The sequence below is a fragment of the Romboutsia sp. 1001216sp1 genome (assembly GCF_039841805.1).
Lineage (GTDB): Bacteria > Bacillota > Clostridia > Peptostreptococcales > Peptostreptococcaceae > Romboutsia_C > Romboutsia_C hominis.
Genome location: NZ_JBDPHA010000001.1, coordinates 72,561 through 86,438, shown reverse-complemented (window position 1 = coordinate 86,438; position 13,878 = coordinate 72,561). Strand labels below are relative to the sequence as shown.

The following is a 13,878-nucleotide window of genomic DNA, read 5'->3' as shown; positions in this document are numbered from 1 at the left end:
TGAACTAAATCCTCCTATTCTAGAAGTTATAATAGAATCAATAAGTTCAATCATTGGCATAATAACCATTCCTTTTAATTTTTAAATTTTTATAATAATTTGGGAAATGTTTTCCAAAAAAGACTATTTTTCTACAATATTTTCTGATAATATATTAATTATACAGTTAATATTTCTTAAAAAGGATGTGTTGAGAAATGAAAAAAATATTAATTCCTATTGATGGAACAGAAAGAAGCCAAAAATCTTTAGATTTTGTATCAAATAATTTTTCTAAAGATGAAGTTGAAATAGTATTGATAACTGTTAGTGATATTAGCTTAACTAATATTACAAATCCAATGATTATAGACATGAAGATAGAAAAATCTCAAAAAGAAGCAGGTATTATGTTAGAAAAGTTTAAGAATAAATTGCAAGGATATAAAGTAGAAAAATATTGGATATTGGGAGATCCAGGCAAAGAAATTATATCAAAATCAATAGATGGTAAATTTGATGAAATAATAATGACCAAATCTACTAAAAAGAACTTTATTGATTCTATAGGTTCTGTAACTTTATATGTGGTAAAAAAATCTAAATGTACAGTTACTATAGTACCTGAATAGTAAGAGGATTAAATTTTAAAGATTAGATAATTAAAGAAAATATATAATAAATGCAAATAATATAGATAAAAATAAATCAAAATTAGTATAATAATTAATAAATAAAATTTCATAGAAAAGAAAAAAGAGCGTATTTACTAAAATGTAGCAATTTCAATAGATACACTCTTTTTTTACTATTTTGAGAATTTTAATTTAGAAACTTGTTATAAACTTTATGTATGAAGAATTATTATATATATCTTTAGAGTTTTTATAAATAAAGTAAGTGAACAAAAGCTTACTACTAAAATTTCAAGAGTTAAAGCTATATATATTATCTAACTTATAATTAGATATTTTATTTTAGAGGCTTAGAATACACTTCTTTTAAATAATTAAGTCTATTAAGCATTTTATTTAAGTTTTTATCAACACTTTCATGTATTTCTTTTCCTTCATAACCTAATTCTTTATTTACATCAAATATTTGTTAATTCAGAACTAATTATATTATAGCCATTAAGTATGTTTATAGTTTCATATTCGCCATTTATATAATTCTCATAACTATCTTTTAGATATTTCTCAAATAATAATTCCCCTATATCTGTTTTATTAGTCGTAGATGTTTTAATTACAGGATAATTATCCAATAAAACCTGTATAAAGATTTATAAATAAACATATTCTGGAGATTAAATCTCTCTTTTAAACTCTAGATATCTACTCCCTTGAAATTTCAAAGTCCCTACATCTCCCTCAACAATCATACCAAATTCTTTTCCTGAAACACTAAACTCCATTCTATCAGTACTTTCAAACTCAAATGTAATATAATAGTTTGTAGATGAACCTCCGTTATGATGTACTCCATTTGAATCAACATGTCCAGCGTGTCTTATAACTTCACTTCTTTTAGAAACAACTTTACTTTTTATATCTAATATAGGTTGTTTATTATTGTAAGACCATTGATTAACACCTCTAATTATATTAATTATAACTGTACCTAAAATAAGAAAAAAGATTATAAAAAACATGACCGTAAATAAGTCAAAAGTTGGATCAAAAAAATACATATCCATAATAGATACCCCTCATTTCGTATATATTTTAAAAATGTAATTTATGCTAATTTTAAGCTATAGATTCATTTATGTGGTAACAAAATAGATACATTTTTGATTATTCTTAAAAAATACATACTAAAGAAATATAGTAAAAAAGCCCTTAAAATCTAAATAAATAGATTCTAAGGGCTTTAACTTTATGTAAAATCTATAAATATATTTATTTGATAAATCTTAAATAAGCATTCATGGTATCAGTATATTCTAAATTAATTATATTTTTATTTAAATATTTCTTTAATATTAGAAAAAAAGTCCCTAAATATTTAAAAAAATTTGTATTATATATCGAAAGATAATTTAGGAGGTGAAAATATGAGTAATATTGACATGTTATCTGTATCAAGAAAAGAAGTAAAGTTTTTAGTTTCTCTTATAGATAGAATTTACTTGTTAAATTCTTTAAGTAAAGTATTAACTCCAGATAAATATGGTGATTATAATGGCTATAAAACAAGAAGTGTATATTTTGATAGTATTGATAATGAAGATTTTACACAAAAGTTAGTAAAAACTGAAAAAAGAAAGCGTGTAAGACTAAGAATATACAACACTACGGATACTTTTGCTAAATTTGAAATTAAGCGAAAACATTTAGACAGAGAATTAAAAGAAAGCATAACAATTTCTAAAGAAGATGCAATAAAATTAATAAATGGAGATTATTATGTACTATTAAAATATAATAATAATCATCTTTCACATTATGCATTTAATCTAATGAAAACTCATAATTATAGACCAGTTTCTATGGTTGAATATGATAGGAGAGCATTCATACATGAAAGTTTTAATACAAGAATAACCCTTGATAACAATTTAAGGTATACAAACTTTAATTATAATTTATTTGATAAAGATATAAACTTCAAACAAGCTATGCCTAAGGATCAAACTATTCTTGAAGTTAAATATGATAGATTTTTGTTTTATCAGATACAAGAAATTTTATCAAAATGTAATTTTATTGGGAAGCCTCCAAGTAAGTATGGAACATCGAGACAATTATTAAATAAATATTATTATTAGACAGGAGATGATATTATGAATCAAATTTTAAAAGGAAATATAGATTTAAACTCAATAATTCAAAATGCACAAACACCAAAATTTATTATACAAAGTATTATCATGACTATTGTTTTTTCTGCAATAATTTATTATACATATAAGCTTTCATATGATACGCTAAATTATAATAAGAAATTTAATATAACACTTGTTATGATAGCTTTTATAAGTACTGTTCTTATGGATTTAATTCAAAGTAATTTAGCGATATCTCTAGGGATGCTAGGGTCATTATCAATAGTAAGATTTAGAACAAATATAAAAGATTATAGAGATATAGGATTTATTTTTTGGAGTATGTCAGTAGGTCTTGCATCAGCCACACAAAATCTTTTTTTATGTCTAATAAGCTCTTGTTTAATAGCTTTATTTATGATTATTACGGGAAAAGAAAGCAAGTGTGGAAATAAATTATTGCTAGTAATAAGAGGTAAAGAAGTTAATTTAAATACAATTCAAGAGATACTTGATAAATATAAAATTAAAAATAATATAAAAGCCAAAAATATATTAAGTGATTCCTTTGAACTAGTTTACGAGATAAAGGTATCAAATAATCAAGATAATTTATTGATAGATGACTTACTAAAGTTTGAAAAAATAGATAGTGTAAATGTATTAGCACCAAGTACAGAAGTTATATAAAGAACAAAAGCAGATAGTTTATTAAAATATCTGCTTTTACTTATTGGATGATATACAAATTAATAAATTAAATCAAGAAACTTCTATTAGTAATGTAATGGGACATTATCAAAATTCATTTTATCAATAACAAAAAGTATATAGTTAATTAAATAGAAAGTTATTTATTATATAAAACTAGCAAATATATTTTAAGAATCAGGATGGGAATAAAACTTATGTCAAAAGAGGTATTTCAAAATGGTGATATAAATGAGATCGTTGAAGAAAATATCGGATTTATAATAAATACAATTTCAAAAGTTACAGGTAAATATGTTTCAATTGAAAATGACGATGAATTTAGCATAGGCCTTATGGCTTTTGTTGAAGCATTAGATAAATATAATCAAGAAAAAGGTCCATTTTTATCATTTGCAAAGATAGTAATTGAAAGCAGAATAAAAAATTATTTAGCAAAAGAGAAAAAAAAGGTTGATGTTGTATCAATAGATTTATATAAGGAGATAGGAATAGACATAAATAATATCTTATATAATCCAATTGAAGATAAAACAGAACTTATAAATGAAATACAACAATTTAAAGAAGAACTTAATTTATTCAAATTAACAATTGAAGATTTAATAAAAGAGGCACCAAAGCATAGTGATACAAGGGAAAATGCTATTAATGTATCAAAGAAAGCAAGTAAAGACCTTGAGGTTACTGATTTTATGTATGAAAAAAAGAGACTTCCAATAAAAAAAATCTCTTTAAAATATATGGTTACAGAAAAAGTGATAAAGAGAAGTAAAAAGTTTATAATTTCACTTATAATAATTTTCTTTAAAAAATATAGAAACCTAATGTTATGGATAGGGAAATAGAGGTGACTAAGCTTATGTATTACAAAGGTATCGTTATGGAATTAAATAAAGACCATGCAATAGTTATGATAAATAGTGGGGATATATTAAAAATAAAAATTAAAAAGGGGTTATTGATTGGGGATGCAATTATATTTACTGAAGAAGATATAATTAAAGAAAGCAAAGTTATAGAATTTAAAAATAAAAAATGGATAAAGCCATTGGCATTAGTTGCATCAATTTTCTTTATAATTATATTTAACTTTTCAGGTAAAGACAAAGAATCTATATCAAATCCATATGCATTAGTAACATTAGATATAAATCCAAGTATAGGGCTTGAAGTTGATGAGAATAAAATAGTAGTTAATGCAAAAGGTTTAAATAAAGATGGAAAGAAAATGAATATGAAAGATTTAAATGGGAAAAGTCTTGATGAAGCAACTAAGATTATTAGATCCTATGTACAAAGTAATAAAGATATAAAGAATAAAGATTCAATGATAGTAGGATTTGCATTTTTAGAAAATACAAACAATAAAGTATTTGAAAAAAGTATCCAAAATATAATAAGAAAGAACTTTAGTGGAGTTGAAATAGTTTATATGTATGGTTCATCACAAGATAGAGAAATGGCAATTGAAAAAGGGATAAGCCTTGGAAGATATAAAGCAGATGAGATAATAAATGAAGATTTATTAGAAGATACTATAGAAAATATGTCTGTTGATGAGCTTATAAATCTACTAAAAAATAAATCTACTCCAGTTTATTTAAATAAAGAAATAAAAGATGAACTTGAAGATAGATATGAAGACAATAAAGATAATGACGATAGTGATCGTGATTATAATGACAGTAACAAATATGACGATGATAAAGATCGTGATTATAATGACAATAACAAAGATGATGAAAAAGATCGTGATTATAATGATAATAACGAAGATGATGACGATAAAGATCTTAAATATAAAGATAATAACAAAGACGATGATAAAGATCATAATTATAATGATAATGATGAATAAAAAATATAGACTTATAATTAAAAAACAATAAATGTAAAAATATGGTACAATTTACAAATAAATTTAATTTCAATTAGTATTTAAAACACATTTAAAGTAAATATATCTAGGGAAAATGCCCTTGAAATCCATTTATTTGGGTTCTAAGGGCTTTAACTTTATTTTATAAATACCTAATTACAGTGTATATTTCAAATTGATATACTTAATGTTACTTTTTAGAATTTTTTCCAACTGGAATACTATCATTATTTATAGGGTTATCAAATGATGGTGGAGTAATATTTATTTTAGTATCATGGTTAGGTCCAGGAGTAGATAAGTCAAAATATAACTTAGAATCTTCTGTAACCCCAAAGTCTTTATTTGAGCCTGTACCTTTAACTTTATTTAGTGCATCTCTAAATAAAGCATTATGTGCTTCCTCTCTATTAAGTAAGAAATCAATAGTTTCTCTAACGTATTTATCTTCAATTTGTCTATATAAGTATTCATATACAACTTTTGCTCTTTGCTCTGATGCTATATTAGATAATAAATCTGCAACTAAATCACCTGTTACAGTTACATAATTTGCACTCCATGGTGCTCCTGATGAATTTATTAATACAGGTGATAATCCAGTTAATACATGTGTCTCTATCTCTCCTGAATCAACAGCCTTATAATCTACATCATGTCCGTTAAGTAAGTTTATAGTTTGAGCTACCATTTCCATATGACTAAGTTCTTCTGCAGCTATATCTAAAAATAAATCTTTTATAACAGGATCTTTTATTCTAAAACTTTGTGCCATATATTGCATAGCTGCTTTAAGCTCTCCATTACCTCCACCTAATTGTTCTTGCATTAAAACTGCATATTGAGGGTTTGGTTTTTCTACTTTTACTTCTCTTAATAACTTTTTATCATGCTTAAACATTTAAATATGTACCTCCATTTGATCTTTGGTTAAAAATATATTTTCCAAATTAATGGAAATTATTCTTGTTTGAATAAATAATGTGTTAATTTTTCTTTATGTAAAGTACATAATTAATACCTAAAGTAAAATTTAAGATATACTTATAATTATTATATGGATTGTAAATTATTTTTCAAAGATATATTATTAAAGTAATACAAATTAATGGGGGATTCGATGGATAAATACAATAAATTATTTAAGTTGACAAGGGCATTAACATACCTATTTATACTTTCCGTACTTATATTGATTTTTACTGGATTTATTATAGGAGAAGGAGAAATAGTACAGTATAGTGTAGGTTTTTTTGTCATAAGTTTTATTTCATGCTTAGTCATAGGAGGAATTTCATTAATAATAAAAATCATATATTTAAATTCGATGGATAGAAAAAGAAGATTAATTAATGCTTTAAAAGATTTTTTATGTTCATTTATAGTATTATTTATTTTAGAGTTTATTCTGAAAAGTTCAAGTATAAATTTAGGTAGTATTTTTAGTATAAGTTTTGGAAGTGCGGTAGGAATAAATTTTGGAGATTTAATATTCTTTAATCACAAAATTTAACTAGTCACTAAGAAGTTTTTTTATATATAGTAAAAACTTATAGAAAATAATACTTATAATCAATTCTAGGGGAATTTTATATTAATTAAGGGACAAACATTTACATACTCATAAATAACTTGTTTTTGTTATATTTTACTAGAGTTCTTAAAATCTAAGTTCGATGAACAGGGTAATCCATTCCCTATACTGCATATGAAATTAAAATTATATTATAACTAAATAAATATAAATAGAGTAATAATATTATTACTCTATTTTTCATTCAAAAAACATATGATTTAATGAAAATATTCAATTATTTGGTAATTGGAAAATAATTGAATATTTAGTATAATATAATAAAGTTTGCAAACGTTATATTACGGGAATTAGAACTTTATTATATTATTAAGTAAATATAAATTTGAATTGGAGAATAATATGAAACCAAAATCTAAATACAATATAAAAAAGGGATTTAATATATGTTATTTTGCATTAGTTTGTTTTTGTTTCATTTTAACTATCATTAGGTGGATTAATAGTTTTAATAGTGATATTGTATTTATTAATAACACCATTACTTCACATATATCAAATTTTTCTTTAAGTATGCTTTTTTACTTGGCTTATGGTTATATTATGGTCTTATTTGATATTAAATTTCAATATGTAATTGTATTAGGTATAAGTTTGATTTTAGGAAATTTTGTATATGAATTATTTTTAAGCATTATAAACACGAAAGATATTGTTGATGCTATATACGGGTTAGCAGGATCTTTATTATCATTTATATACTTAGTGTTAATGAAGAAATATGGGTTGATTTTAAATGAACAAAAAGATAAATAATATACCAATCTATCACTTGGATTTATGAACAATTTTAATATATTGCGAATTATTATTTTTAAATATAAAAAGGCTAGAAATTGATGTATTTTCAATGTTTCTAGCCTTTTTAACTTACTATTTATTACGAAAACATCTGTTTTAGTGTACATATACAAAATACTAATTATGTAAAGCTATCGGAAGATGAAATAAATACTGTTCTTGCCGATAATCAATAGAAGTTGAATCTTACTAATAAACAGACGCAACGTTGGCATAAAAAATGTATGTGTCTTGTAGAATTTGAAAAACAAAGTAAGATGGATGACTGGTTAATAATAGATAAAATTGAAGATGTATTGGTTGGAACAAGTATCCCATACAATTATGATAAATTAAGATTCTAAGAGTATTTTTCTAGATATCTTTAAATGTTTTTTAAGATTAGTTAAAATTAAATTTAATAATAATTTAAGCTTAGTTTAAGTTTAGTTTAATTATTATGATATATTATAATAATTAAAAAAACTAGATTTCTAGAAAGGATCTGATTAAAATATCACAATTAATTGCAATAATTACCGCTATTTTAAGCTTATTGAATTACTCATTTTGGACAAACAATAATCTTGATTCTTTATTTAAATTATTTAGTGCAAGTGCACAAGGATTGTTAGTAATATTTACACTTTTTGCTATGATATCTTATTCTGGAAAAAAGCTTACATTCAATTATAGAAATTGTCCTTATAAAGTATTCACTATAAGATATTCAATATTATTAATTTCATTATTAGGAAATTTATCTATGTTTATTGTCTTATTCCTAAACTTTATAGGAAAAATAAATGCTTTGTAATTTAATTATAATATAACTATTTACTAAATTTCACTTTAGAGATTAGTTACGTATTTTGTATAAAGTTAATGACATTAGGACACATTTAAGTGGAATTAAACAGGGTATATATAATAAAACTTTACAACAAGTATACACGGTCCTTTAATAATAAAAATTGATTAAGGAATAGGTGATAAAAGAAATACTTACGTATATAAGCAAAATTAAAATAGATAGTTTTTTATAAGGAAGAGTGCTTAATCTAGAGTAAATTGAATGTCTCGACAGAGTATATGACAACTTAAAGGTAAAATAAATAATAGAAATTTTTCTGTTTTAAATGGATAATCTTAGGTATAAAAAATATTAAATAAAAGATTATAATAAAATGACAGGAGATGAGTTAAATGTGTACGCATGTTCACATTTCAAGCAACAAAAATAACTTTTATTGGGGAAGAACTTTAGATACTTCTTTTAATCCATTTGATATTGGCTCAAAAGTAACTATTGTTCCTAAAAATTTTACTTTAGATACACAAAGTAAACCATGGAAAACAAAATACGCTTTTTTAGGTATAAATTTATCAGGATCTACTTTATTTTTTGATGGAGTAAATGAAAAAGGACTTGCTGGAGGACTTTTATTTTTAAAGGCATGTACATGGGATAAAAAAGACAACATAGAAAATGAAGGTCTTACAGCTATTAATAGTGGTGAAATAATTCCTTGGATTTTAAGCAACTTTGAAAATGTTAGTGATATAAAGAAAAATATATCAAAAGTTGCAGTTACTGGTGATGATATTCCTTCATTAGGAGAGTTAGGTAAGGGTAACCCTATTACTGCTCATTATACTTTTACAGACAAAATGGGTAATTCAGTCGTATTAGAACCAACAAATAATGGACGTTTTAGAGTTTTTGATAATAATGTAGGCGTAATGGCTAATGATCCAACATTCGATTGGCATATGACTAATTTAGCAAATTATATTCAAGTACAAGGATTTAATAGACAACAAAATCATTTAAACAATAAAACAGCAATTACGCCAATTTCAAATGGTACAGGTCTACTTGGATTACCAGGAGATTATACTTCACCATCAAGATTTGTACGTGCAGTATATTTAAGAAATCTTATAGGAGAAGTTAGTGATGAAGAAGCACCTGCTCAATTATTTAGTATTTTAAATTCTGTTTGGGTTCCAAAGGGAGTTATGCGTTTCTTTGAAGATAAAGATGATTCAGATTTTTCAAGTTATATGTGTGCATATGATCAAAATTTAGGTAAATTATATTTACGTGTTTTTAATTATATAGACACAATGGAATTTTCTTTAGAAAATGTCAGAGAAAATGAGCTAGTAACTTATTCAATTAACTAGAAATTAAGGAAATTAATTTTTATAAAAAGTATTAAAAAACATTAACATATAGATATCAGATGGTTTTAGTGTATATAGTAATAACAAGCAAAAAATACATAAGATAGTGTTATATACGTTAAAATCAACTAAAAAAGAGTATGTTTGCTGAAATATATAAATTTCAACAGACATACTCTTTTTTAGTTATAACTATTATTTAAGTTTAAATTTTAAATTCAAAGTATGTGATACTTTTATTTATATTTAAATCGAAGTTTATAGCTATTACAAATTACACATGAAATTTCATCTAAGAATATATATATTTTATTATGACACACTTACACCTTATTTTATGGGGGAGGATATTTATAAGTATATTACTCATGATAAAAAGAAGATAATAACGGTTAATGATAGTGAGCATGCTAATATTTGGTTGGATTATAATGATAAATATAAAAAGAAGGTACTAAAGTTTATAAATTCAAAGTAAATATATAAAAACATTCTTTTACTTGTATTAAGGTTAATTAGGGGGATTGTATGAGGAAAATAATAAAATTAATTGTAATAATTTTTTTATTAGGTCTATCAATTGGATGTAGCAGTAATGATAAATTAAAAGAATTAACTAAAGAAGAAAAAGTACAGGATTTTAATTATTATATAAATACAATGAAAGAAAATTACGGCAACTTCGATGTATTTTATAATAAATACAATACAGAATACTTAGATTTATATGATGTTTTTAAAGAAGAAGTAGAAAACAGTAATAGCAATGAAGAATTTTATAACGTAATGAACACTTTAATAAATTTACTTGGAGATGGTCACACCAATCTAATACCACCAGATAGCATAGACTGGTATATAAATTTATATAAAGGAAGCTATCAAGGTAATGTTTTAAATGATAAAGATTTAATAGATAAAAATAAAAAATGGAAAAACTACATAGGTGAAAATAATAATTTACAAAGTTTAAATAAAAAAATTAATGAAAAGATTTCTAAAAATTATAAGGGTAATATAGAAACAAAGATAATTGATGATGAGATAGCGTATATTAAAATTAATAGTTTTGGTGAATTTACTAATGAAGATATTAATAAAATAAATGAGTTATATAAAGAGATTAATAATTATAAGGACTATATTATAGATATAAGAGGTAATGGAGGTGGTAATACACAATTATGGATTGACCATATAGTAAGTCCTATTGTAAACAATACATATGAAAGCACGACATATGCACTTCATAAAGATGGAAAAATAACAAAAGAATATTATGAAGCAAGAGGAAATGATTTAAAGGACATAAATAAATTTCCTAAAAAGGATATGTTAAAAAATGTGAGAAATATAGAAGATTTTAAATATTACACTGAATATAAATTAAAATTTTCTAATGAAAGTATATTTGATAGTACAGAAAATAAAGAAGGTTATAGTGGAAATATATATTTATTGGTAGATAAAAGAGTATTTTCAGCAGCTGAAGGATTGGCTATATTTTGTAAAGACAGTGGTTGGGCAAAAGTTGTAGGAAATGAAAATAGCGGTGGGGACGGCGTAGGTATTGACCCTATAGTATTTAAATTACCAAATAGTGGTTTAGCCGTTAGAAGTACAGCAGAGAAAGGTTTAAATGCAGATGGAAGCAGTAATTTAGAAAATGGAACATCATTAGATTTATATATGAATTCCTTAGATGATTTAATCGAGTATATAAAAAATGATAATTAATAGTTGTAATACGTTCAGCAAATCTAGGCACAGAGAATTAATAGATAAGTATAGCAAAGAAGGGTGGTAGAAGTTTACTAAATTTAATTACAAACTCTATCTTAGTATGTATATTACAAAAACTATGATAGAGTTGTTTTATTTTGCTTAGTTAATAGTTTTTAAATGTATTTTTAAGGGTATTTATTATTTTAAATAAGTTAAGTCTAATTATAGAAATGCTAGTTAAATATATTTATCATACATAGTCAAAGGAGCATAATAAAAATGAAGTATTTTATTGTTGAAGGAAAACTAAAAAGTCAAAATCCAATTGATGAAAATATAATGAAAAAGCACATGGCTTATTCTCAAAAGGCAATGGATGAAGGATTAATATTAATGGCTGGACTTAAAGAAAATATGAGTGGAGGACTATTTGTTATGAAGGCAGAATCTATTGAAAAAATAGATGAGTACCTATCTAATGAGCCACTTAAACTTTCTGGTATACAAGATTACAACGTTATAGAATTTTTACCTCATTATTTTAATCAATCGCCTAGTGAATGGTTTAATAACTAATTTATAAAAAATTAATTGAACGTATTTATAAAACTAGTATGTAAAGGGTAGATAAAATTAAAAATAGACTATAAAATAACTGTACTTTAGTGATTTAAATATATAAATACCAAAGTACAGTTATTTATTAAGTTGCTATATTCACCAACATATCCTTTATTCGGTAAGTTTTTTATTCTTATATTTTATAATCACACTATAATTAAAGAGTTTAGAATAAGATAGTTAATATTTATTAATAAGGAGGAACGAAACGTTCCTCTTTTTTATTTAATAAATAACCCAATAATATTGAATAATAACCCAAAATGGGTTATTATTTAATGGGTGATAAGAATGGATAATTTAGGAAAAAAACTTAAAGAAGCTAGAAAAAGAAAAAATATAACTCAAGAAGAACTAGCTAAAAGGATTGGAATAAGCAAACATGCAATAGCAAAATATGAACAAGGGCAAAGAGAACCTAATTTAAAAATACTTACAAGTATTATAGATGAACTTGAAATGGACTTTTGGGAAGTAGTACAGGATGCTAATTTAGAAATAGAAGCAGCACCTCCTTATGAAGAAGGTATTAAATTTGGTGATGAGGTGTATGAAAAGGCTATGAAAAAGTTAGATGGAATGTTTAAGGAAAAAGATATTAAGTATCTTGGTAAAGAGGAAATGTTAAAGAAGGTGCTTTGTGAAAATAGGGATTTAGGAGTTAACAGAAGGCTTATATCAATGTGCCACAAGGAGTATTGTAAGAGGTTTGGTGTTAAGAACAATGGTGTTATAAGCTTTGATAGTTATACATATTTTGATGATTTTAAGAGGGAGTTTTATGATGACCTTGTAAGGGCTTTATTGTTTACTGTTGAGCTTAAGATGAAGGAAGCTGAGGATAAGATAAAGAAGTAAGAAATATAATAAATAATAAAAATAAGGCTAGAGTATAACCTAGCCTTATTTTTATGGAAAATAAATCCATATAAATATATTGACTAAGACAATAAAATAAAGTAGTATATAAATATATTGACTAAGACAATAAAAGTGGGATGTGGTATATGAATGGTTTAGAGTACATATTGAGCTTATATAATATGCAACATATAGAACTTGCAGAAATTCTAGGTATAAAAAAACAAAATATAAATATGTGGATAAAAGGAAAGCAAAACATTCCTAAAAAATATCTACCAGTATTAGAAGAAATATTTAATATAGATTCAAAATATTTTGTTAAAGAGCTAAACGAAATAGAAAAGCTAGAGATTCAAAAAGAAAAACTAAAACAAGATTTAAAGCCAGTAATAAAAAAGCATGAGCAGAAATTCTCTATAGGAGAAATAAATGATATTATAGAAAAACCAATTTATGATAAAGAAGAAATAAACTCAATAGAAAGGTCTATAGAAAAAGCAAAACTAATAGATAGATTTAAAAATTCAATAGATTTAGTAGATGATATGCCTAATATGGATACATACAAACTAATAGTAGAGCTAATGGAAAAAGTGCCACATGAAATAGTATTTCATAAAACAATAGAAGCGTTGGCACACTATTATAAAGTAATACCAGAGTGGGTTAACTCATCAACAGAGCAAGAAGACTTTGAAGAAGAAATATTTGAAGTATTTTCTAGTAATGAGTATTGATAATTAAAATTGATTATAAAATGGA

The 13,878-nt window shown here is 24.2% G+C and carries 15 protein-coding genes; 13 read left to right on the top strand and 2 right to left on the bottom strand.

Annotated elements, in window-relative coordinates; translation table 11 throughout:
- The first annotated feature begins 197 nt into the window (after window positions 1–197).
- Window positions 198–611 (top strand): universal stress protein, encoded by a 414-nt coding sequence (locus tag ABHC41_RS00380; RefSeq protein WP_195237047.1) that lies wholly within the window; start codon window positions 198–200, stop codon window positions 609–611.
- Window positions 612–1,288: 677 nt separating this feature from the next.
- On the opposite strand, the gene ABHC41_RS00375 is transcribed toward ABHC41_RS00380, so the two are convergent.
- The gene (locus ABHC41_RS00375) at window positions 1,289–1,678 is read right to left on the bottom strand and encodes a DUF2500 domain-containing protein (protein WP_242977277.1); all 390 of its coding nucleotides are present in this window, start codon (window positions 1,676–1,678) and stop codon (window positions 1,289–1,291) included.
- Window positions 1,679–2,038: 360 nt separating this feature from the next.
- Between ABHC41_RS00375 and ABHC41_RS00370 the strand changes: the two genes are divergently transcribed.
- From ABHC41_RS00370 to ABHC41_RS00355, 4 genes are all read left to right on the top strand, one after another.
- The gene (locus ABHC41_RS00370; protein ID WP_242871333.1) at window positions 2,039–2,752 is read left to right on the top strand and encodes a polyphosphate polymerase domain-containing protein; all 714 of its coding nucleotides are present in this window, start codon (window positions 2,039–2,041) and stop codon (window positions 2,750–2,752) included.
- Between the two features lie 15 nt (window positions 2,753–2,767).
- Complete coding sequence (locus ABHC41_RS00365) at window positions 2,768–3,439, top strand: DUF4956 domain-containing protein (RefSeq protein ID WP_092926375.1); 672 nt, start codon at window positions 2,768–2,770, stop codon at window positions 3,437–3,439.
- Window positions 3,440–3,657: 218 nt separating this feature from the next.
- A complete protein-coding gene (locus tag ABHC41_RS00360) occupies window positions 3,658–4,308 on the top strand; it encodes a sigma factor (RefSeq protein WP_271891869.1) in 651 nt (216 codons plus the stop codon).
- A 14-nt stretch (window positions 4,309–4,322) separates the two neighbouring features.
- A complete protein-coding gene (locus ABHC41_RS00355) occupies window positions 4,323–5,321 on the top strand; it encodes an anti-sigma factor domain-containing protein (protein ID WP_271891867.1) in 999 nt (332 codons plus the stop codon).
- Window positions 5,322–5,532: 211 nt separating this feature from the next.
- Here ABHC41_RS00355 and ABHC41_RS00350 read toward each other — a convergent pair whose 3' ends face one another.
- Window positions 5,533–6,243 (bottom strand): manganese catalase family protein, encoded by a 711-nt coding sequence (locus ABHC41_RS00350; RefSeq protein ID WP_166505194.1) that lies wholly within the window; start codon window positions 6,241–6,243, stop codon window positions 5,533–5,535.
- A gap of 219 nt (window positions 6,244–6,462) precedes the next feature.
- Between ABHC41_RS00350 and ABHC41_RS00345 the strand changes: the two genes are divergently transcribed.
- The 8 genes from ABHC41_RS00345 to ABHC41_RS00310 all read left to right on the top strand — a co-directional run bounded on the left by ABHC41_RS00345 (window position 6,463) and on the right by ABHC41_RS00310 (window position 13,853).
- Complete coding sequence (locus tag ABHC41_RS00345) at window positions 6,463–6,855, top strand: hypothetical protein (protein WP_271891866.1); 393 nt, start codon at window positions 6,463–6,465, stop codon at window positions 6,853–6,855.
- 624 nt (window positions 6,856–7,479) lie between these two features.
- Entirely contained in the window at window positions 7,480–7,692 is a 213-nt protein-coding gene (locus ABHC41_RS00340) for a hypothetical protein (RefSeq protein WP_242871332.1), read from the top strand.
- 224 nt (window positions 7,693–7,916) lie between these two features.
- Window positions 7,917–8,081: a hypothetical protein gene (locus ABHC41_RS00335; protein ID WP_330615155.1), complete on the top strand. Its 165-nt coding sequence runs from the start codon at window positions 7,917–7,919 to the stop codon at window positions 8,079–8,081.
- Window positions 8,082–8,922: 841 nt separating this feature from the next.
- The gene (locus ABHC41_RS00330; protein WP_271891865.1) at window positions 8,923–9,906 is read left to right on the top strand and encodes a linear amide C-N hydrolase; all 984 of its coding nucleotides are present in this window, start codon (window positions 8,923–8,925) and stop codon (window positions 9,904–9,906) included.
- Window positions 9,907–10,434: 528 nt separating this feature from the next.
- Complete coding sequence (locus ABHC41_RS00325; protein WP_271891863.1) at window positions 10,435–11,643, top strand: S41 family peptidase; 1,209 nt, start codon at window positions 10,435–10,437, stop codon at window positions 11,641–11,643.
- 267 nt (window positions 11,644–11,910) lie between these two features.
- Entirely contained in the window at window positions 11,911–12,207 is a 297-nt protein-coding gene (locus ABHC41_RS00320; protein WP_271891862.1) for a YciI family protein, read from the top strand.
- A 336-nt stretch (window positions 12,208–12,543) separates the two neighbouring features.
- Window positions 12,544–13,110, top strand: coding sequence for a helix-turn-helix transcriptional regulator (locus ABHC41_RS00315; RefSeq protein ID WP_271891861.1), 567 nt, complete (start codon window positions 12,544–12,546; stop codon window positions 13,108–13,110).
- A 149-nt stretch (window positions 13,111–13,259) separates the two neighbouring features.
- Entirely contained in the window at window positions 13,260–13,853 is a 594-nt protein-coding gene (locus tag ABHC41_RS00310; RefSeq protein WP_271891860.1) for a helix-turn-helix domain-containing protein, read from the top strand.
- Window positions 13,854–13,878 lie beyond the last annotated feature (25 nt).